At 57.3% G+C, this 19,061-nt stretch carries 17 protein-coding genes; 14 read left to right on the top strand and 3 right to left on the bottom strand.

Features of this window, described 5'->3' with window-relative positions:
* Positions 1-8 precede the first annotated feature (8 nt).
* From ACM530_RS01545 to ACM530_RS01515, 7 genes are all read left to right on the top strand, one after another.
* The gene (locus tag ACM530_RS01545) at positions 9-1,103 is read left to right on the top strand and encodes a glycosyltransferase family 4 protein (protein ID WP_416364123.1); all 1,095 of its coding nucleotides are present in this window, start codon (positions 9-11) and stop codon (positions 1,101-1,103) included.
* Positions 1,093-2,199 (top strand): DUF1972 domain-containing protein, encoded by a 1,107-nt coding sequence (locus ACM530_RS01540; protein ID WP_416364122.1) that lies wholly within the window; start codon positions 1,093-1,095, stop codon positions 2,197-2,199. Before ACM530_RS01545 ends, ACM530_RS01540 begins: the two co-directional genes overlap by 11 nt.
* Positions 2,200-2,201: 2 nt before the next feature.
* The gene (locus ACM530_RS01535) at positions 2,202-3,212 is read left to right on the top strand and encodes a UDP-glucose 4-epimerase family protein (protein WP_416364121.1); all 1,011 of its coding nucleotides are present in this window, start codon (positions 2,202-2,204) and stop codon (positions 3,210-3,212) included.
* Positions 3,205-4,317: an acyltransferase family protein gene (locus tag ACM530_RS01530; RefSeq protein ID WP_416364120.1), complete on the top strand. Its 1,113-nt coding sequence runs from the start codon at positions 3,205-3,207 to the stop codon at positions 4,315-4,317. The genes ACM530_RS01535 and ACM530_RS01530 overlap by 8 nt, the downstream gene beginning before the upstream one ends.
* A gap of 20 nt (positions 4,318-4,337) precedes the next feature.
* Complete coding sequence (locus ACM530_RS01525) at positions 4,338-4,898, top strand: sugar transferase (RefSeq protein ID WP_106576857.1); 561 nt, start codon at positions 4,338-4,340, stop codon at positions 4,896-4,898.
* A gap of 119 nt (positions 4,899-5,017) precedes the next feature.
* Positions 5,018-7,015 (top strand): polysaccharide biosynthesis protein, encoded by a 1,998-nt coding sequence (locus ACM530_RS01520; protein WP_416364119.1) that lies wholly within the window; start codon positions 5,018-5,020, stop codon positions 7,013-7,015.
* Between the two features lie 158 nt (positions 7,016-7,173).
* Positions 7,174-7,506, top strand: coding sequence for a ComEA family DNA-binding protein (locus ACM530_RS01515; RefSeq protein WP_106576856.1), 333 nt, complete (start codon positions 7,174-7,176; stop codon positions 7,504-7,506).
* 27 nt (positions 7,507-7,533) lie between these two features.
* Here the strand turns inward: ACM530_RS01515 and ACM530_RS01510 are convergent, their stop codons facing one another.
* Positions 7,534-8,112, bottom strand: coding sequence for a TetR/AcrR family transcriptional regulator (locus tag ACM530_RS01510; RefSeq protein ID WP_416364118.1), 579 nt, complete (start codon positions 8,110-8,112; stop codon positions 7,534-7,536).
* 132 nt (positions 8,113-8,244) lie between these two features.
* Here ACM530_RS01510 and ACM530_RS01505 point away from each other — a divergent pair, with 132 nt between their 5' ends.
* On the top strand, positions 8,245-8,889 hold the full coding sequence (locus tag ACM530_RS01505) for a GntR family transcriptional regulator (RefSeq protein ID WP_416364117.1): 645 nt from the start codon (positions 8,245-8,247) through the stop codon (positions 8,887-8,889).
* Between the two features lie 14 nt (positions 8,890-8,903).
* The gene (locus ACM530_RS01500) at positions 8,904-9,752 is read left to right on the top strand and encodes an urea carboxylase-associated family protein (RefSeq protein ID WP_242193836.1); all 849 of its coding nucleotides are present in this window, start codon (positions 8,904-8,906) and stop codon (positions 9,750-9,752) included.
* An 8-nt stretch (positions 9,753-9,760) separates the two neighbouring features.
* Here ACM530_RS01500 and ACM530_RS01495 read toward each other — a convergent pair whose 3' ends face one another.
* Positions 9,761-9,928, bottom strand: coding sequence for a DUF2897 family protein (locus tag ACM530_RS01495; RefSeq protein WP_083359476.1), 168 nt, complete (start codon positions 9,926-9,928; stop codon positions 9,761-9,763).
* A gap of 110 nt (positions 9,929-10,038) precedes the next feature.
* Positions 10,039-11,403: an ethanolamine permease gene (eat, locus tag ACM530_RS01490; protein WP_145163183.1), complete on the bottom strand. Its 1,365-nt coding sequence runs from the start codon at positions 11,401-11,403 to the stop codon at positions 10,039-10,041.
* Positions 11,404-11,796: 393 nt separating this feature from the next.
* On the opposite strand from eat, the gene kdpF reads away from it, so the two are divergent.
* The 5 genes from kdpF (at position 11,797) to ACM530_RS01465 (ending at position 19,050) form a co-directional block, all read left to right on the top strand.
* Positions 11,797-11,886: a K(+)-transporting ATPase subunit F gene (kdpF, locus tag ACM530_RS01485; RefSeq protein ID WP_003218754.1), complete on the top strand. Its 90-nt coding sequence runs from the start codon at positions 11,797-11,799 to the stop codon at positions 11,884-11,886.
* Between the two features lie 9 nt (positions 11,887-11,895).
* Positions 11,896-13,590, top strand: coding sequence for a potassium-transporting ATPase subunit KdpA (gene kdpA / locus ACM530_RS01480; protein ID WP_416364116.1), 1,695 nt, complete (start codon positions 11,896-11,898; stop codon positions 13,588-13,590).
* 14 nt (positions 13,591-13,604) lie between these two features.
* Positions 13,605-15,662 carry a potassium-transporting ATPase subunit KdpB gene (gene kdpB / locus ACM530_RS01475; protein WP_416364115.1) on the top strand — a complete coding sequence of 686 codons (2,058 nt, stop codon included), beginning with the start codon at positions 13,605-13,607 and terminating at the stop codon, positions 15,660-15,662.
* A gap of 64 nt (positions 15,663-15,726) precedes the next feature.
* Positions 15,727-16,272 (top strand): potassium-transporting ATPase subunit KdpC, encoded by a 546-nt coding sequence (gene kdpC / locus ACM530_RS01470; protein ID WP_416364114.1) that lies wholly within the window; start codon positions 15,727-15,729, stop codon positions 16,270-16,272.
* A 126-nt stretch (positions 16,273-16,398) separates the two neighbouring features.
* Entirely contained in the window at positions 16,399-19,050 is a 2,652-nt protein-coding gene (locus ACM530_RS01465; RefSeq protein WP_416364113.1) for a DUF4118 domain-containing protein, read from the top strand.
* The last annotated feature ends 11 nt before the right edge of the window (positions 19,051-19,061 follow it).

Below are 19,061 nucleotides of genomic sequence, written 5' to 3'. Positions count from 1 at the left end.
GACTTGCAGTGAAAAAAATTATATTTTTCCACTTGTTGAATGACTATAGCGGGAGCCCGAAGGTTCTTTTGCAGGTTATTGAGGCAGTGGCAAAGAAAGGCTTCGAGGCCGAATTGTATGTGGGAGGAGGCGCGGAAGGTGGTTTTCTCTCCTTAGCGCCATGCGTACAAAAGCGCTATTTTTATAAAAGATTTGAAAATAAGTATTTGACGCTGTTGAGTTATAGTCTTTCGCAGTTGATTCTGTTTATAAAGTTATTACGCTATCGTCACGCCTCTGCGATTTTCTATGTCAATACGCTACTTCCCTTCGGCGCGGCGTTAGCAGGGAGAGTGCTCGGCATACAGGTTATTTATCATATTCATGAAACCTCCATCCGCCCTAAACCGCTGAAGCTGTTTTTGCGGTGGATGGTTGAAAGGTGCTCCAGCAGAAATATTTTCGTCTCGCGCTTTCTAGCCAAGGCTGAATGTTTTTCAAACATAGAAAGCCGTGTGATTTATAATTCGATTCCACAGGATATGGCGAGTAGTGGTGCGAGTCACGTATATCCCTACGCGTCGGGTAATAAATTCTGTGTGCTGATGATCTGTTCCTTAAAGTCTTACAAAGGTGTGAATGAGTTCGTACGTATAGCTGATCTGTTAAACGATCAAAAGGATATTGAATTCAGTCTGGTGCTCGGTGCCAGCGATTCTGAAGTGGACGATTTTTTTTCGACGGTCACATTGCCTGATAACTTGACTATTATTTCCCGGTGCAAGGATGTGATTCCTTATTATCAGAGGGCGAGTGTTTTACTGAGCCTTTCGAAGCCGCAGGAGTGGGTGGAAACGTTTGGCTTGACGATTCTCGAGGCGCTTTCCTTTGGCGTACCCTGTATTGTTCCTCCGGTAGGTGGACCTGTCGAACTGGTGTCGGAGGATAAGGAAGGTTATCTCATTGATTCAAATCGTGTGGAGGACATAGCCGCCAAACTGGCGTTTCTTCATAAAAATCCTGAGGTGTGCTTTCGCTTGTCTGAGGCTGCGAGAGTGAAGTCACTTAGTTTCTCAGTTGATAACTTTGAAAGTGACGTGATTGAGGTGTTTAATGGAGTTTAAGATAGCAGTGATCGGCACGGTCGGTCTCCCAGCCCAGTATGGTGGGTGGGAAACGTTATCGGAGCAATTGGTCACTTACTTGGATCGTGAATACGGGATCTCGGTCTATTGCAGCGCAACGTCATATCCAACGCGGCCTGCAAAGTATCGCAATGCCGATTTGATTTACCTTCCGTTAAAAGCTAACGGCGTGCAAAGTATTCCTTACGATATTGTCAGTATGTTACATGCCTACCGAAAGAATGATATTTTGGTGTTGCTGGGCGTTTCGGGTTGTATTGCGCTTCCTTTTTTAAAGCTGCTTACCAAGAAAAAGGTTGTAGTCAATATTGACGGATACGAGTGGAAGCGCGCCAAGTGGTCGACCCTGGCGAAAAAATTCCTGAAATTTTCAGAAGCCATGGCAGTTAAATACGCCGATGCGATTGTTACCGATAATAAAGTGCTTCAGGACTATGTCCGCGATGAGTATTCACGTGAAAGTACTCTCATTGCCTACGGCGGCGATCAGGCGGCTACCAGTGCACTGAGAGAGGCGGACTTTGAGCATTATCCATTCCTTCGTAAGCCTTACGCATTCTCAGTCTGTAGGATCGAGCCGGAGAATAATATTCATATTATTCTCGAGGCCTTCAGTATGGGTTGCTTGCCGTTGGTGATTGTGGGGAACTGGAAACAAAGCGAATACGGCGTAGCGCTGCAGGATAAATACGCGAGCGTTGGACATCTTCACTTATTGGATCCTATCTACAAAAGTGAGGAACTGAGCCCGCTGCGCAGTAACGCGACCGTCTACATTCACGGTCATAGTGCGGGTGGCACCAACCCGTCTTTGGTTGAGGCCATGTGGCTGAGCTTGCCTGTGATTGCATTCGACGTATCTTTCAATCGTGCGTCTACCGAGGACGGTGCAAAGTTTTTTTCGTCCAGCGAGGCACTGGTCGATTGCGCGTCACGTCTTTTTGCAAATGAAACCGAGCGCGCTGCGCTGGGCGTAAAAATGCATGAGATTGCGGTGCGTCGTTATCGTTGGGAAGGCGTCTCCTCTCAATACGACAAGTTATTTAAAACGCTTCTTTCATCTGAGAGGACTTAACAGTGTTGGATGAAATTAGCGTTGGTTCCGCTGCAGGCGCGCCCACAGTGCTTGTTACGGGCGGAACGGGTTTTGTAGGGCGCTCAGTGCTGGATGCGCTGGTTAAGGCTCAGTATCAAGTGGTGAATGTAACCCGCAAGACGGACACTTCGCCGCGCCCTGGCGTGCAGGATTTTGTTATTGAGTCGTTGACCGGGGACATTGACTGGACAGCGCCACTGTCGGATGTTGACGTAGTCATTCACTCTGCCGGTCGAGCGCACATCATGAACGAAACCCATAGCAATCCGTTGCAGGCGTTTCGGGAAGTTAATGTGAACGCTACGCTCAATCTGGCTCGGCAAGCAGCTGACGCCGGCGTGCAGAGATTCATTTATATAAGCTCGGTTAAAGTCAATGGTGAAGAAACCAGCGCTGGCCGTGCGTTTACGTCAAAGGATGCCCCTGCACCGCTCGACGATTATGGAGTGTCCAAGCTGGAGGCAGAGCAAGCGCTTTTAGAGCTGGCGCGTCACACCTCAATGGATGTCGTCATCATTCGGCCTGTCCTGGTCTATGGGCCAGGCGTGAAAGCCAATTTTGAACGAATGCTTTCTGTCGTTAACAAAAAGCTGCCACTTCCTTTTCGCACGATTGATAACCGAAGAAGCCTCGTCTTCATTGATAATCTGGTCGATCTGATTTGCGTGTGCATCAAACATCCTGCCGCGGCGAACCGTGTGTTCCTGGTAAGCGATGGTCACGATCTGTCTATTGGACAGATTCTGAAAAAGCTCGCCGTGGCGATGAACAAGCCGTCCTATGTTTTTGCTTTTCCTTATGCATTGTTGAATGTTGCAGCAGCGTTAGTGGGCAAGAAAGAGTTTTTGCAACGGTTGTGTGGTTCGCTTCAGGTCGATATCACGGACACGCGGGAATGTTTAGACTGGACACCTCCAGTCAGTATTGACGAGGCTTTTGCAATCACGGCTCGGCATTATCAAGAAAAACAGAGCGGACCGTCGCATGGGTAATTTGGCTGAGCTGCTTAAGTCCAGAGATAATAATTTCAATTTTATCCGGATGGTTGCGGCATTTTTCGTGTTGGTGTCACATTCGTTTCCGCTATCCCGAGGCGCTACCGAAGTTGAGCCGTTGATGGCTCAGCTCGGAATAACACTCGGCGGCTTGGGCGTATTCACTTTTTTTTGCATATCCGGATTTTTCATATCGCTGAGTTATGAGCGGTCCAAGACAAAGATTGATTTTGTCGTGGCCAGGTTTTTAAGGTTGTACCCTGCGCTGTTGGTGGTCCTGGTATTAAGTGCTTGGGTAATCGGTCCGTTGTTCACCGATTTTAGCGTGCATGATTATTTTTCTTCTAAAGAAGTACATAAATACATCACAGGAAATCTGAAGCTGAAGGATATTCACTTTCAGTTGCCAGGCTTGTTTCAGGACAATCCCTACCCCGGAATCAATGGTTCGTTATGGACGTTGTATTATGAGGTGCTGCTGTACGCGATGGTGTTCGCGCTCGGTGTTATCGGTTGTTTGACACATACTCGCCGGGTTTCGATATTTTTCGTGCTGTATTTTGTGTTTTATGCAGTATTTAACCTGTTGCAAAAAAATGAATACTTGATTGCAGGTTTTCAGTTTCGCACGTGGGTGCAGTGGAGCTTTGCGTTTGTTATTGGCATGGTATTTTATGCCTACCGAACCAAGGTTCAGCTGAGCGTCTGGATGTTAACCCTCAGCTGGTTGGCCGCGCTGTGTTCCTACAAGTCCCCTTTGTTCGTAGAAGTGTTCGTGATCGCATGGAGTTATTCCGTCTTTTTCGTTGCCTTCAACACCCAGTGGTTCGCACGCCAATACAATAAGCTCGGGGATTACTCTTACGGTCTGTACATATATGCTTTTCCTACCCAGGAGATCCTTGCGCACACGTGGAAAGGAATATCGCCTGTTGAAATGATTTTCGTGGCGCTTCCCGTTGCACTGGCTCCGGCTGTCCTGTCGTGGCATTTGATAGAACACCCTTGTATTCTGCGCAAAAAAGCGCTGGCGTCCTGGTTGTCCGTTTCAATCGCCAAATATTCAGGAAAGTTCGCTAAATATTCGTCTAAACGGTTGTGAATTGAAAGGTTGGTGGAAACATGAAGCGTTTTTTTGATCTAGTACTGAGCCTCTTTGCCTTGCTCATACTCTTGATCCCGATCTTGCTTGTTACGGTGGCGGTTAAATTGACGTCAAAAGGACCCGCACTGTATTGGTCTGACCGCGTAGGGGTGAACAACGTATTGTTCAGGATGCCAAAGTTTCGCTCGATGCGTATTGGTACGCCTGCTGTGGCCACGCATTTGCTGCTCGACCCGTCTAAATACTTGACGCCTATTGGCAACTTTTTAAGAAAGTCCAGCCTGGATGAATTGCCTCAGCTGTGGAGTATCATCGCAGGTGATATGAGTTTTGTAGGGCCCAGACCCGCGCTTTTTAATCAGGCCGATTTGATTGAGCTGCGTACCGAGCAAGGCGTACACCTTATCCGTCCAGGTCTTACGGGGTGGGCGCAGGTCAACGGCCGTGACGAGTTGCCCATACCGGTTAAGGTTGGCTATGATGCTTTTTACGCGAAAAACATGAGTGTTCTTTTCGACCTAAAAATCTTGTTTTTAACAGCCTTGAAGGTCATCAAACGTGATGGTGTTTCACATTAATACCGTAGCAAGTGTTTGATTGGCCGATTCAGGTTGATTATACAAAGTATGTTTTTTGTTCTGCGTTGTAATGCGATCAAGAAATTTTTTTGATCTGACGCATAGGCGATAGGTGAATCATGATAAACCGGTTGCGTACGTGGCTATTGAAATTGCCTCGTCATCAAAAACGACTGATTCAAGTATTGGCGGACGTCATACTCGTATTTTTGGCACTGTGGATGGCGTTTTTAGTCCGTCTCGGAATCGACGAGATGATCAACCCGGTCAAAATGCACTTGTGGTTGTTCCTGGCGGCTCCGGTGGTTGCGATACCTCTGTTCATTCGCTTCGGTATGTACCGCGCTGTCATGCGTTATTTTGGCAACGATGCGTTGGTCGCAATTATCAAGGCCGTCAGCCTTTCTTCTTTAATCCTGGGTGTGGTCGTTTATTGGTATAGCAACCATCAGAACGTGGTGCCCCGGTCGATCATTTTCAACTATTGGTGGTTGAGTTTGATCATGGTCGGTGGCTTGCGTTTGACCATGCGTCAGTACTTTTTAGGCGATTGGTTTGCTGCTGCCCAACACGTCCCGTTTACCAGCCGTGACGATGGTCTTTCACGTGTTGCCATCTATGGCGCCGGTGCGGCGGGGAATCAGCTGGTGGCAGCGCTTCGCATGGGCCGAGTGATGCGCCCGGTTGCGTTCATTGACGATGACGCGTCTATTTCGGACCGTGTCATCTCGGGCCTCCAGGTCTATAGGCCCAAGCATATCCAGAGGATGATCGACGCTACGGGAGCACAGGAAATTCTCTTGGCAATCCCGTCCTCCAATCGCGGGCGGCGCCGGGAGATTCTCGGTTTTCTCGAAGGTTTTCCGCTACACGTTCGTAGCGTCCCGGGTTTTATGGACCTGGCCAGTGGACGGGTCAAGGTTGACGATATTCAAGAGGTCGATATTGCGGACTTGCTGGGACGTGATTCGGTGCCTGCGCAAGGCGATCTGCTTGAGCATTGCATCAAGGGGCAGAGTGTCCTGGTCACGGGGGCGGGTGGCTCGATCGGTTCAGAACTCTGTCGGCAAATTCTGGAGCTTAAACCTAAAACCTTGCTCTTGTTTGAGCACAGCGAGTTCAATCTCTACAGTATTCTTTCAGAATTGGAACAGCGTATTACTCGTAAATCGTTACCGGTAAAACTGCTGCCTATCCTGGGTTCAGTGCGGGACCCGTCAAAGCTGCTGGATGTCATGAAGGCCTGGCGGGTAGATACCGTTTACCACGCTGCCGCCTATAAGCATGTACCCATTGTCGAGCACAACATCGCAGAGGGTGTGCTGAACAATGTTATCGGCACGCTGAACGCGGCGCAGGCGGCGGTTCAAGCGGGCGCATCGAATTTTGTGTTGATTTCCACCGACAAGGCCGTGCGTCCAACAAACGTGATGGGCAGCACCAAGCGTCTTGCCGAGTTGACCCTGCAGGCATTGAGCCGTGAACCTGCCCCCGTGCTGTTTGGGGACAAAACCAACGTGTCGCGGGTGAATAAAACCCGTTTTACGATGGTTCGATTTGGCAATGTATTAGGCTCCTCCGGTTCGGTGATCCCGCTGTTTCACAAGCAGATAAAGTCTGGTGGACCGCTGACGGTCACGCACCCGAAGATCACCCGCTACTTCATGACCATTCCTGAAGCGGCTCAGTTGGTCATTCAAGCGGGTTCCATGGGGCTTGGCGGAGATGTGTTCGTGCTGGACATGGGTGAGCCCGTCAAGATTGTCGAACTGGCTGAAAAAATGATCCATCTCTCAGGGCTGAGTGTGCGGTCCGACAAAAATCCTCACGGCGATATTGCCATTGAGTTTTCCGGTTTGCGCCCGGGCGAGAAGTTATATGAAGAGTTGCTTATCGGGGACAATGTTGTTGCAACACAACATCCGATGATCATGAGCGCTAACGAGGACTACTTGCCGTGGGAAGTGTTGAAGGTCAAGCTTTCTGAGCTACTCGCCGCAATTGATCAGGACGATTTCAGTCGGGTTCGCCAGTTGTTGCGCGACACCGTCAGCGGTTATACGCCGGATGGGGAAATTGTTGACTGGATATATCAGCAGCGTCGACTTGAACCATGAGTTTAAAAGTTACAAATCTACGAGTGAGTCGTTCTGCCGGAATAGAAAAACACACGCTGTAACTGACTCACTTTTGACTCCCTCCAAACATCACCTAAGTTAGAAAGGCAGCTTCGGAAAAGCTGCTTTTCTTCTACCGATGTCATGGAGCGTCACCTATGCAAAACACCTATATCTCTTCCCTGATCTTTGCCTTCCTCGCGAGTGTCTCCGTCGCCACCACCGCAGCCCCATCCGCCAAACCCGAAGCCCCTACGCCCATCGTCGCCCAGATGGCGAAAGTTGAAGAAACGACCAAGGTCAATCTCAACACCGCCGACGCCGAAGTCCTGCGCCGCGATCTGTTCGGCATTGGGGCTGCCAAGGCCAAGGCGATTGTCGCCTATCGCGACAGCAATGGGCCTTTCACTGCAGTAGACGAGTTGCTGGAAGTCAAAGGCATCGGTAAGGCATTGCTGGAGAAAAACCGCGACAGGCTGGCTATTAATTGAGTCTGTAAACGTTGCCCAAGAGGCCGGTCATTGACCGGCCTTTTCTTTGTCTGAGATCTGATCTTTCAAGTTCTCGCGCACGACTTTCATGATCCGCGTTGCCAATGCCTGGCTCTCTACGCTCCTGGCCAGCACCAACGCCCCTACCAACGTCGACATCAGTACCAGGCTTCGTTCGTCGGCATTCGCGTGATCCAACGTTGATTCAACCTGCCTCAATCGCGCTTCAAGCACAGCATCCGTGGTTGGACTCTGCTGTCCCCTCTGGCCCAATTCCGAAGACATGGTCGGCAGCGGGCAGCCTTCAGCGGGGGAGGTCTGGTGCCAGTCAGACAGATAGTTGTCTATGAATGCATCCAGCGGCCGTTCCTGACTGAACAGTGTTTCGCAATGAGCATCCAGTTCTGCAGCGGCAGCCTGCAGGGCCTTTTCCACCAGATCATCCTTGGATTTGAAATGCGCGTAAAAGCCACCGTGCGTCAGATTGAGTGCTTTCATCAGGGGCTGCAGGCCGGTCGCGCTGATGCCGTCGCGGCGAAAGCGCACTGAGGCTTCCTTGATGATGCGTTGATGGGTCTGGGCTTTATGGTCTGCTGAATAACGCATGGGCGGCCTCGTGGACGAGCGGGCATGTTAACGGAGTTAAGCTTTTTTACCCATCCACACATCGTTCAGCGGTACTGGCATGAAAAGTGATTACATCTGGTTCAGGGATTGTTCAACAATCGTGAGGTGATCATGACGCTCAGCTTGTCTCTGGCGGATCAGATTGCACTTGAACTGCGTGCCGACATCATTGGCGGGCGGCTGTTGCCCGGCATGGCGCTGGTCGAGGTGGACCTGGTCAAAATTTATAACGCATCGCGCAATACCATTCGCGAGGACTTGCACCGTTTGGGGCAGGAAGGGCTTACCCGTTATGTGCGCAACAAAGGCGTGATGGTGCGGCGGCTGGAACGAGATGAAGTGCGTGACCTGTTCGTTGTACGCCGAACCCTCGAATTGCAGGCTATCGCCCAGAGCGGTGGGCTGACGGATGCTCAGTCCGAGCACATGCAAAACGCAATCGAAGCCACCTCCCTGGCCAGGGAGCGCGAGGACTGGCGCGCAGTGGCGACTCACAGCCTGACGTTCCACCAACGGATTGTCGGGTTGATGCGCAGCCCACTGTTTGATGAGTTTTTCGCCCAGGTCATAGCTCAGCTACGGCTGGTGTTTTGCGCGGCACCCGATGAGCAGCGTTTCCAGTCGCCCTGGCTGGAGCGCGACCAGGAAATCTATGCGTTGCTGACGTGCGGCAACAAAGCGGCTGCGCAGGAGGCGATGAGCCTGTACCTGGACGATTCCGAACGCCTTTCCCTGGCCTTGTTTGATCACCCCTGATGGAGGATTGCCCCATGTATAAAGACTATCCGGCCGCGTACCAGGTCAGTAAAGGTTCTGCGCTGCAGGTTGATACCGCGTTCTATGAGCGCATTCGTGATCGTGCGGACCAACGCACATTGATCGAGCAGTTCGACGTGCCGATTCGCACGGGCAAAGCGTGGAAGGTGCCGGCCGGGCATGTGTTCCGGGTTACCACGCCGGTTGGGCCACAAGTGGGTGACTTCAACGTGTGGAATGCCAACGATCCTCGCGAACGTCTTTGGGCCGCACGCACCCGCCAGTTACAAGGCGCACATGTCAGCACTCATGATCGACTGTGGTCGAACCTGCCGTTTCTGCGGCCGCTGGTGACCATTACCGATGACAGCCTGGCGAGTTATGGCATCGATGAGCATGGCGGGCGCCTGCACGACTTGCTTGGCACGCGCTGCGATCCGTATGTGAATCGCATGCTCACCGGCGAAGACTTTCATCACCATTGCCACTCAAACCTGACACGCGCGGTGCTGCCCCACGGTCTGACGGAATTCGACGTGCATGACGTGTTGAATATTTTCCAGTGCACCGGCCTCAATCACGATGACATGTACTTCATGAAAGCCTGCCCGGCGCAGAAGGGCGACTACCTGGAGTTTTTTGCCGAGATTGATTTGCTCTGCGCGCTGTCGACGTGCCCGGGCGGGGATTTGTCGCTGCCGATGTGGGGGCCTGACGCGCAGGATCCGTTGACGGTGTGTCGCCCTTTGGGTGTGGAGATTTATCGTCTGGAGGAGGAGTTGCTCAATGGCTGGAGCCAGCCCGAACGTGCGGCCTATAAAGGCCAGCACGGGTTGCATATCGCCAAGGCGGCGTGGGAGTAGCGCCAGGTTCAGCGGTCCTGGGCGTCCTTTGAGTCTGCCTGGGCGTTGCGCTCGGCCACGCGTTTGCGTTGTTCGTCGGTGAGTTCCACCTTGTTGGCGCTGTCACGCAGCATCAATAAACCACCGACGATCGAACCGATCGCGACCACTAAAATCAACCAGGCATACCACGGCATAGGGCTCTCCTTGAGGCAGCAAACCGTGGGGAAATTTCCCACGGTAATAGCTGCTTTGAGTCACGGGCTTTCTTAGTAGTTCATTGTAGGCCCGTTCTGCCCCAGTAGCCTCACAGCCCCGTCAACATCGCATCGGCCGGTGCGTCGGCGCGGTCCTGCGCGGTCAGTTGGAAGTACACAAACCCCACCACCATGAAGCCCAGGAAAATCAGCCCGATCAGCGCGTTGAACCAGGCCATGGCCACCAGGCAGACCACCGCCAGCACCAGCGCTATGCCGGGCACGATCGGATAGCCCGGTGCACGAAAGGTGCGTTCCAGCAGCGGCTCGGTTTTGCGCAGTTTGAACAGGCTGAGCATGCTCATGATGTACATCACGATGGCACCGAACACCGCCATGGTGATCATCGCGGCGGTCAGCGTCATGCCGCCCAGGTTGATCAGGCCGTCGCTGTAGATGGCGGCGATGCCGACCACACCGCCGGCAATGATTGCCCGGTGCGGCGTCTGAAAACGCGACAGTTTGGCGAGGAAAGAGGGCAGGTAGCCGGCGCGCGCGAGGGCGAAGAACTGGCGCGAGTAGCCGAGGATGATGCCGTGAAAACTCGCCACCAGGCCGAACAGACCGATCCACACCAACATGTGCAGCCAGCCGGAGCTGTCGCCCACCACGGTTTTCATCGCTTGCGGCAACGGGTCATTGATATTCGACAGCGTGCGCCAGTCGCCCACGCCGCCGGCAAAGAACATCACGCCCATGGCCAGCACCACCAGCGTCAGGATCCCGCTGATGTAGGCTTTTGGGATGGTGCGCTTGGGATCCTTCGCTTCCTCGGCAGCCATCGCTGCACCTTCGATGGCAAGGAAGAACCAGATGGCGAAAGGAATGGCCGCAAACATCCCGGCTATCGCCGGCGCGCCGAAGGTGTCGGACCCGGCCCAGCCATTGAGGGCGAAGTTGCTGAAGCTGAACGCCGGCGCTACCACGCCCATGAACACCAACAGTTCGGCGACGGCGAGCACGCACACCACCAGCTCGAAGGTGGCCGCGAGTTTCACCCCGAGAATATTCAGGCCCATGAAGACGATATAGGCACCGACGGCCGCGTGTTTGGGGTCGAGTGCCGGAAACTGCACATTCAGATAAGCGCCGATGGCCAAGGCTATCGCAGGCGGGGCAAAGACAAATTCGATCAACGTTGCCAGGCCGGCGATCAAGCCGCCTTTCTCACCAAAGGCGCGACGGCTGTAGGCAAATGGGCCACCCGCGTGAGGAATCGCCGTAGTCAGTTCGGTGAAGCTGAATATAAAGCAGGTGTACATGGCGGCGACCATCAGCGAGGTCACCAGAAAGCCCAGCGTACCTGCGACGCCCCAGCCGTAGCTCCAGCCGAAGTACTCGCCGGAAATCACCAAGCCGACGGCAATGCCCCACAGATGCAGGGTGCCCAAGGTGGGTTTGAGTTGTGTGTTCATCGTGTTGCGCTCCCTGAACGATTTGGAATATTTCAGGGTGTTGCAGCGGCCATGCCAGTGCGCCATTCATTGTCGTAAAGACGCCGAACTGTCGTCGAGGAGACGGTTTGGCGTTTGAAATCTTCTGTCATTGCACCAGTTGAGTGCAGGGGCGTTTGAGCTGCCGTCATCGCGGGCAAGCCCGGCTCCCACAGGGGGCTGCGGTTACCTGTGGGAGCCGGGCTTGCCCGCGATGAGGCCCCAACAGCCACCACCGACCTCTGTAAACCCCGCATAAACCCACTCTTTACGCCGTCTTTACGCCCGGCCCCCAGCGTCGCTCTCGTTCCTTTACGCCACTCCTGCGGACAATTGCCTCACACGCGGCAATCGCCGCAAAACGGAGAGACTTCCATGAGCGTTCTGGACGGGGTGTCACTGCTATTGGCCGTGGCGCTGTTCATTTATCTGCTGGTTGCGCTGTTACGCGCGGATCGGAACTAGGAGCAGGCTATGCACAGTTATGACTATTGGCTGATCATCGCCTTCTTTGCCGTGGTGCTGGTGCCGGCACCGTTCCTGGGAAGGTTCTATTACAAGGTGATGGAAGGCCAGCGCACCTGGCTCACGCCGGTGCTCGGCCCGGTTGAGCGCGCGTGTTATCGCCTGTCTGGCGTGGACGAACACCAGGAACAGTGCTGGCAGAAGTACACGATGGCGCTACTGGCGTTCAATCTGGCCGGTTTCGTGTTGCTGTTCGCTGTGCTGTTGTTCCAGGAGTATCTGCCACTCAACCCGCAGAAATTGCCAGGTCAGGAATGGACGCTGGCCTTCAACACCGCGGTCAGTTTCATGACCAACACCAATTGGCAGAACTACAGCGGTGAAGCCTCCCTGAGCTACCTCAGCCAGATGATCGGCCTCACCGTGCAGAACTTCGTCAGCGCCGCCACCGGCCTGGCTGTGCTGGTCGCGCTGTGCCGTGGTATCGGGCGTAAGTCCACCAAGACCCTGGGCAACTTCTGGGTCGACATGACCCGCGCTACCCTCTACGGCTTGTTGCCGTTGTGCCTGGTATTCGCGTTGTTCCTGGTGTGGCAGGGCGTGCCGCAAACCTTCGCGCACTACGTGAATGCCGTGACGATGCAGGGCGTGGACCAGGTGATCCCACTCGGCCCGGCAGCCAGCCAGATTGCGATCAAGCAACTGGGCACCAATGGTGGCGGCTTCTTTGGCGTCAACTCGGCGCACCCGTTTGAGGACCCGACGGCCTGGGCCAACCTGTTCGAGCTGTCGGCAATCATCCTGATCCCGGTGGCGTTGGTGTTCACCTTCGGTCACTACGTGAAGGACCTGCGTCAGAGCCGCGCGATTCTCGGCTGCATGCTGGCGCTGTTCCTGATCGGCGGCGCGACGTCGCTGTGGGCCGAGTACCAACCCAACCCGACCCTGAACAACCCGGCCGTTGAGCAAACCGCACCGCTGGAAGGCAAAGAAGCGCGCTTCGGCACCACCGGCACGGTGTTGTGGTCGGTCACCACCACGGCGGCGTCCAACGGTTCGGTCAACGGCATGCACGACAGCCTCAACCCGCTGAGCGGCATGGTGGCGCTGGTCAACATGATGGTCGGTGAAGTGATCTTCGGCGGCGTCGGTGCCGGTATGTACGGCATGTTGCTCAACGTGTTGATCGCGGTGTTCCTCGCCGGCTTGATGATCGGCCGCACCCCGGAATACCTGGGCAAGAAGCTTCAGGCCAAGGAAGTGCAATTGCTGGTGGTGACCTTGCTGGTGATGCCGGTGGGCACGCTGGTACTGGGCGCCATTGCCGCCAGCCTGCCGGGCCCGGCAGGTGCCATCAGCAACCCTGGGCCGCACGGTTTCAGCCAGTTGTTGTACGCCTACACCTCGGCCAGTGCCAACAATGGTTCGGCGTTCGGCGGCTTCAGTGGCAACACCGCGTTCCACAACCTGATGTTGGGCCTGGGCATGTTGATCGGCCGCTTCGGCTACATCCTTCCGGTACTGGCTCTGGCTGGCAGCCTGGCAATGAAAAAGACCGCTCCGATTGGCCAGAACAGCTTCCCCACGCATGGCCCGCTGTTCGTGACCCTGTTGACCGTGACCATTTTGCTGGTGGGCGGCCTGACTTTCCTGCCGACACTGGCACTGGGCCCAATCGCTGAACACCTGAGCATGGGCTTCTAAGAGGGGATATGAAAATGAATATGCCTGCAAAAAACGCGGCCCCTGTGACCACTCAGGAACCCGTCAAAACCGCCATCTCCGCCCTGTGGCGCCCGGCGCTGGGCCAGGCGTTCGTCAAGCTCGACCCGCGCCAGCTGCAACGTTCGCCGGTGATGCTGGTGGTCGAACTGACCGCCATCCTCACCACCGTGTTGTGCTTCGTGCCCGATACCGCCGTGCCGACGTTCGTCGCCGTGCAGATCGCCGTGTGGCTGTGGTTCACCGTGCTGTTCGCCAACTTCGCCGAAGCCTTGGCCGAAGGTCGCGGCAAGGCCCGCGCCGACAGCCTCAAGGCTGGCAGTGAAGGCCTCAGCGCACGCCGCAAGGAGGCCGACGGCAGCTTCAAAGTCGTGCCGGCCACCAGCCTGCGCAAAGGCGACGTCGTGCGCGTCGCCGCCGGAGAAATGATCCCCGGTGACGGCGAGGTCATCGAAGGCATCGCGGCGGTCAATGAAGCGGCGATCACCGGCGAATCCGCGCCAGTGATCCGCGAGTCCGGCGGCGACCGTTCGGCCGTCACCGGCAACACGCGGCTGGTGTCGGACTGGTTGCTGATCCGCATCACCGTCAACCCGGGCGAGTCCACGCTGGACCGCATGATCGCCCTGGTGGAAGGCGCCAAACGCCAGAAAACCCCCAACGAAGTCGCGCTGGATATCCTGCTGATCGGCCTGACCCTGATCTTCCTGCTGGTGGTGGTCACCCTGCAGCCGTTCGCGCACTTCGCCAATGGCAGCTTGCCGCTCGTGTTCCTGGTCGCACTGTTGGTGACGCTGATTCCTACGACCATCGGCGGCTTGTTGTCGGCCATCGGTATCGCCGGCATGGACCGTCTGGTGCGCCTCAATGTGATCGCCAAATCCGGGCGCGCGGTGGAAGCGGCGGGTGACGTGCATGTGTTGCTGCTGGATAAAACCGGCACCATCACCTTTGGCAACCGTCGCTGCGCGGCGGTGATCGCCGCGCCTGGCGTCAGTGGCCGGGATTTGGCCGAGGGTGCGCTGCTGGCCTCGCTGGCAGACGACACCGCAGAGGGCAAATCCATCGTCGAATACCTGCGCGCCTTGCACCCGCAGGCTGAGCCGACCCTGGACCAACTGACCTCGGTGCCCTTCAGTGCGGAAACGCGTTTGTCCGGTGTCGATTACGAAGGCCGTGTGTTCCGCAAGGGCGCGGTGGATTCGCTGCTGGCGTTTATCGGTCAGCAACGTCGCGACCTGCAACCGGCACTGTCGCGGGAAATCGACAAGATCGCCCAAAGTGGCGGCACCCCCTTGCTGGTGTGCGCCGACGGCAAATTGCTCGGTGCGATCCACCTCAAGGACGTGGTCAAGCCTGGCATCCGCGAACGTTTTGCCGAGCTGCGCAAACTGGGGATTCGCACCGTGATGGTGACGGGCGATAACCCGCTGACCGCTGCGGCGATTGCTGCCGAAGCCGGCGTGGACGATGTGCTGGCCGAAGCCACGCCGGAGAAAAAACTCGCGCGCATTCGCCACGAACAGAACGACGGTCGTCTGGTTGCCATGTGTGGCGACGGTGCCAACGACGCGCCGGCACTGGCCCAGGCCGACGTCGGCATGGCGATGAATGACGGCACCCAGGCGGCTCGCGAAGCGGCCAACATGGTCGACCTCGACAGCGACCCGACCAAGCTGCTGGACGTGGTGCAGATCGGCAAGGAATTGCTGGTGACCCGCGGCGCGCTGACCACGTTTTCCATCGCCAACGACGTGGCCAAGTACTTCGCAATCCTGCCGGCACTGTTCGCCTCGATCTACCCGCAATTGGGCGTGCTCAACGTGATGCACTTGCAGAGCCCGCAGAGCGCGATTCTCTCGGCCATTGTGTTTAACGCGTTGATCATTGTGGTGCTGATCCCGCTGGCGCTGCGCGGTGTGCGCGTGCAGGCGGCGAGCGCGGCGGCGTTGCTGCGTCGCAACCTGCTGATCTATGGGCTGGGCGGGATTGTGGTGCCGTTCGTGGGCATCAAGGCGATCGACATGCTGCTGACCGCGCTGCATCTGGTTTGACCCGATTCCTGTGGGCGCCACGTCGGCGCCCACAGGTTGCAATGACTCACGTGAGGAATCTGAAATGTCCACCATGATCCGCCCGGCCTTGAGCCTCCTGGTACTCATGACCCTGATCACTGGCGTCGCCTACCCATTGGTGGTGACCGGTGTCGCGCAAGTCGCTTTTCCTGACCAGGCCAACGGCAGCCTGGTGCGCGATGCCGACGGCAAAGTGCGCGGTTCCAGCCTCATCGCCCAGGATTTTACCGGCGATCAGTGGTTCCATCCGCGACCGTCGGCCGGCGCATTTGCGACGGTTTCCAGCTGCGCGAGTAACCTGGGCCCAAGCAACCCGGCGTTGGCCACGCGGGTTTTCGATGATGCCAATAAACAACTGGTGCCAGGCCAGGGGCCGGTGCCGTTGGCCTCGCTGACTACCTCTGGCAGCGGTCTTGATCCACACTTGCCTCCACCGGCGATTGCCTATCAACTGGCGCGGGTGGCAGCCGCACGAAATGTGCCGGTGGCAACCCTGCAGCGCTTGCTGGATGAGCACATCGAAAGCCCGCTGGTGGGGCCGCCGGTGGTGAACGTGTTGGCGCTGAACATGGCGCTGGAAAAGTTGTAAGTCGTGGTGCCGCCATCGCGGGCAAGCCCGGCTTCCACAGGGGAATGCACTCCAACTGTGGGAGCGAGCTTGCCCGCGATGGCGGCCTGAAGGACTCCAAATAAACACCTGAAGGAACCGCAACGCATGAGCGACTCCGGCCGCGCCGACGCCCTGTTAGCCGATCTGCCCCGGGACGGCCGTGGCCGGCTCAAAGTCTTTCTCGGCGCCGCGCCGGGCGTGGGCAAGACCTACGCCATGCTCCAGGCCGCCCACACCCAGCTGCGCCAGGGCGTGCGGCTGATCGCCGGGGTGGTCGAAACCCACGGCCGCGCCGAGACCGAGGCCTTGCTCAGCGGTCTGCCGCAGCAACCGTTGGTGCGCACCGAATACCGCGGCGTGATGCTCGAAGAAATGGACCTGGACGGCCTGCTCGCCGCCAAGCCCAAGCTGGTGCTGGTCGACGAACTGGCCCACAGCAACGCCCCCGGCAGCCGGCATGAAAAACGCTGGCAGGACATTCAGGAACTGCTCGCCGCCGGCATCAACGTGTTCACCACGGTCAACGTCCAGCACCTGGAAAGCCTCAACGATCAAGTGCGCGGGATCACCGGCGTGCAAGTGCGCGAAACCCTGCCGGACTGGGTGCTGCAAGAGGCAGACGAGTTGCTGCTGATCGACCTGCCATCACGCGAACTGCTGGAGCGTCTGCGCGAGGGCAAGGTGTACGTGCCGGAGCAGGCCCGTGCGGCCATCGACGCGTTTTTCACCCAGACCAACCTGATGGCCCTGCGCGAACTGGCGATGCAGACCGCCGCCGCCCACGTCGATGACGACCTGGCCCAGGGCTATCGGCAACTGGGCCAGGCTGCGCCGGCGGTGCGCGGCCGCTTGCTGGTGGGCGTGGATGGCGATGCGCAGGCCGAACGCCTGGTGCGTCATGCCAGCCGCGTCGCTCAACGCCGACATTTGCCCTGGAGCCTGGTGCATATCGACAACGGCCGTGCGCGCGATGAGCAAGCGCGCCTGCGCCTGCAAAACGCCCAGCAACTGGCCGAGCGCCTTGGCGGCGAAGTGGTGTTGCTGCGCGCGGGCGAGGTGGCGAAGACGCTGATCCAGCATGCTGCCGAACGCCGCGCGAGCCTGCTGCTGGTCGGGCAGTCGCGCATGCGTTGGCGGCGTCGGTTGTTCGGCGGTGGGCTGGCGGCGCGCTTGCTGCGCAATGCGCGCGGTCTGGAAATCAACGTCCTCGACAGCGACGACATGCCCGCACCGCCGCGACTGCCGGATGTGCGCGGGTTGGTGTGGTTCGATTATGGCCTGGCAGTCGTCGCGACGATCGTGGCGGCGGCGCTGGCCTGGGCGGTTGCCAGCGTGTTGCCGCTGCCGAATATCTCGCTGGTGTTTCTCGCGGCGGTATTGCTGGTGGGCGTGCGCAGCAGCCTGGGGCCGTCGCTGGTGTGTGCGGCGCTGTCGTTTCTGACCTACGATTTTCTGTTTATTCCGCCGAATTTCTCCTTCGCCATCCAGCGTGAAGAGGACGTGTTGACGCTGCTGTTCTTTCTGCTGATGGCGGCGTTGACCGGCAACCTGGCCGCGCGTCAGCGTCGGCAGCTGCAGGCCTTGCGCGATACTCAGGAAGAGACCAGCGAACTGCTCGATCTGTCGCGCAAACTCACCGCCGCCACCGATCGCCAGGCGGTGATCAGTGCGGCGGCCCATCATCTGGAAGGCTGGAGCGATCTGGAGCTTTGCCTGGTCAATCGGGACGCGCATGGCGATTGGCAGGTCGAGACCGGTTCCCCGCTGAACCTCACAGAAGCCGAACGCGCCGCCGCCGATTGGGCCTGGCAGCACGATCAACCGGCCGGCATGGGTACCGGCACGTTGCCGTTCGGGCGTTGGTGGTGGTGGCCGCTGTCGGGCGAGGAGGGGCCGCTGGGTTTGCTCGGCGTGAGCCCCAAACCTGGCCTGGAACTGAGCGGGCAGCGTCGTCGCCTGCTCACCGCATTGAGCCAGCCGCTGGCCCAAGCGTTGGCGCGGGCGCAATTGGCGCAGGAACTTGAATCCGCGCGTCTGCATGGCGAAACCGAGCAACTGCGCAGCGCCTTGCTGGCCTCTGTGTCCCACGACCTGCGTACGCCGTTGACGTCGATGCGCGGCAGCATCGACAGCCTGTTGGCGCTCGGCGAGGCGATTCCTCTGGAGGATCGCCGCGAATTGCTTGAGGGCACCCGCGATGAAGCCGAGCGCCTGGACCGCTATATCCAGAACTTGCTGGACATGACGCGCCTGGGCCACGGTGCGCTGAAACTGGCGCGTGATTGGGTTTCGCCCGGCGATATCGTCGGCAGCGCCCTTGGCCGTTTGCGCGCGGTGCTGGCGCCGCTGCAGGTCAAGACCGACGTGCCGGCCGAGTTGCCGTTGCTGTATGTGCACGCCGCCTTGATCGAACAGGCGCTGGTCAACGTGCTGGAAAACGCCGCGCGTTTCTCACCCGCCCAAGGCCGTTTGGAGGTGAGCGCGGGCGTGGCGGATGACCAATTGTTTTTTGCGGTGGCCGATGAAGGGCCGGGGATTCCCGAAGACGAGCGCGCGAAGATTTTCGATATGTTCTACACCGCCGCCCGCGGTGATCGCGGCGGGCAGGGCACGGGCCTGGGCCTGGCGATTTGCCAGGGCATGGTTGGCGCACACGGTGGGCGTATCAGCGTCGCCGAGGGCATTGAAGGGCGGGGCACGTGCATCACCTTGTTCCTGCCGTTGCCGACTCAGCCTGGCCTGGAACGCGAGGCTTGAGCTACCCTCTT

Origin of the sequence: Pseudomonas sp. NFX183 (genome assembly GCF_047943075.1) — a bacterium.
Taxonomy (GTDB): Bacteria; Pseudomonadota; Gammaproteobacteria; order Pseudomonadales; family Pseudomonadaceae; genus Aquipseudomonas.
The sequence above is the reverse complement of the archived record's forward strand: the minus strand, read 5'-3'. Positions and strand labels throughout refer to the sequence as shown.

Bases quoted from the DNA above. Each gene is read 5' to 3' on its own strand.
- ACM530_RS01540 (WP_416364122.1), top strand. From the start codon at position 1,093: ATGGAGTTTAAGATAGCAGTGATCGGCACGGTCGGTCTCCCAGCCCAG.
- ACM530_RS01530 (WP_416364120.1), top strand. From the start codon at position 3,205: ATGGGTAATTTGGCTGAGCTGCTTAAGTCCAGAGATAATAATTTCAAT.
- ACM530_RS01525 (WP_106576857.1), top strand. From the start codon at position 4,338: ATGAAGCGTTTTTTTGATCTAGTACTGAGCCTCTTTGCCTTGCTCATA.
- ACM530_RS01520 (WP_416364119.1), top strand. From the start codon at position 5,018: ATGATAAACCGGTTGCGTACGTGGCTATTGAAATTGCCTCGTCATCAA.
- ACM530_RS01515 (WP_106576856.1), top strand. From the start codon at position 7,174: ATGCAAAACACCTATATCTCTTCCCTGATCTTTGCCTTCCTCGCGAGT.
- ACM530_RS01510 (WP_416364118.1), bottom strand. From the start codon at position 8,112: ATGCGTTATTCAGCAGACCATAAAGCCCAGACCCATCAACGCATCATC.
- ACM530_RS01505 (WP_416364117.1), top strand. From the start codon at position 8,245: ATGACGCTCAGCTTGTCTCTGGCGGATCAGATTGCACTTGAACTGCGT.
- ACM530_RS01500 (WP_242193836.1), top strand. From the start codon at position 8,904: ATGTATAAAGACTATCCGGCCGCGTACCAGGTCAGTAAAGGTTCTGCG.
- ACM530_RS01495 (WP_083359476.1), bottom strand. From the start codon at position 9,928: ATGCCGTGGTATGCCTGGTTGATTTTAGTGGTCGCGATCGGTTCGATC.
- eat (WP_145163183.1), bottom strand. From the start codon at position 11,403: ATGAACACACAACTCAAACCCACCTTGGGCACCCTGCATCTGTGGGGC.
- kdpF (WP_003218754.1), top strand. From the start codon at position 11,797: ATGAGCGTTCTGGACGGGGTGTCACTGCTATTGGCCGTGGCGCTGTTC.
- kdpA (WP_416364116.1), top strand. From the start codon at position 11,896: ATGCACAGTTATGACTATTGGCTGATCATCGCCTTCTTTGCCGTGGTG.
- kdpB (WP_416364115.1), top strand. From the start codon at position 13,605: ATGAATATGCCTGCAAAAAACGCGGCCCCTGTGACCACTCAGGAACCC.
- kdpC (WP_416364114.1), top strand. From the start codon at position 15,727: ATGTCCACCATGATCCGCCCGGCCTTGAGCCTCCTGGTACTCATGACC.
- ACM530_RS01465 (WP_416364113.1), top strand. From the start codon at position 16,399: ATGAGCGACTCCGGCCGCGCCGACGCCCTGTTAGCCGATCTGCCCCGG.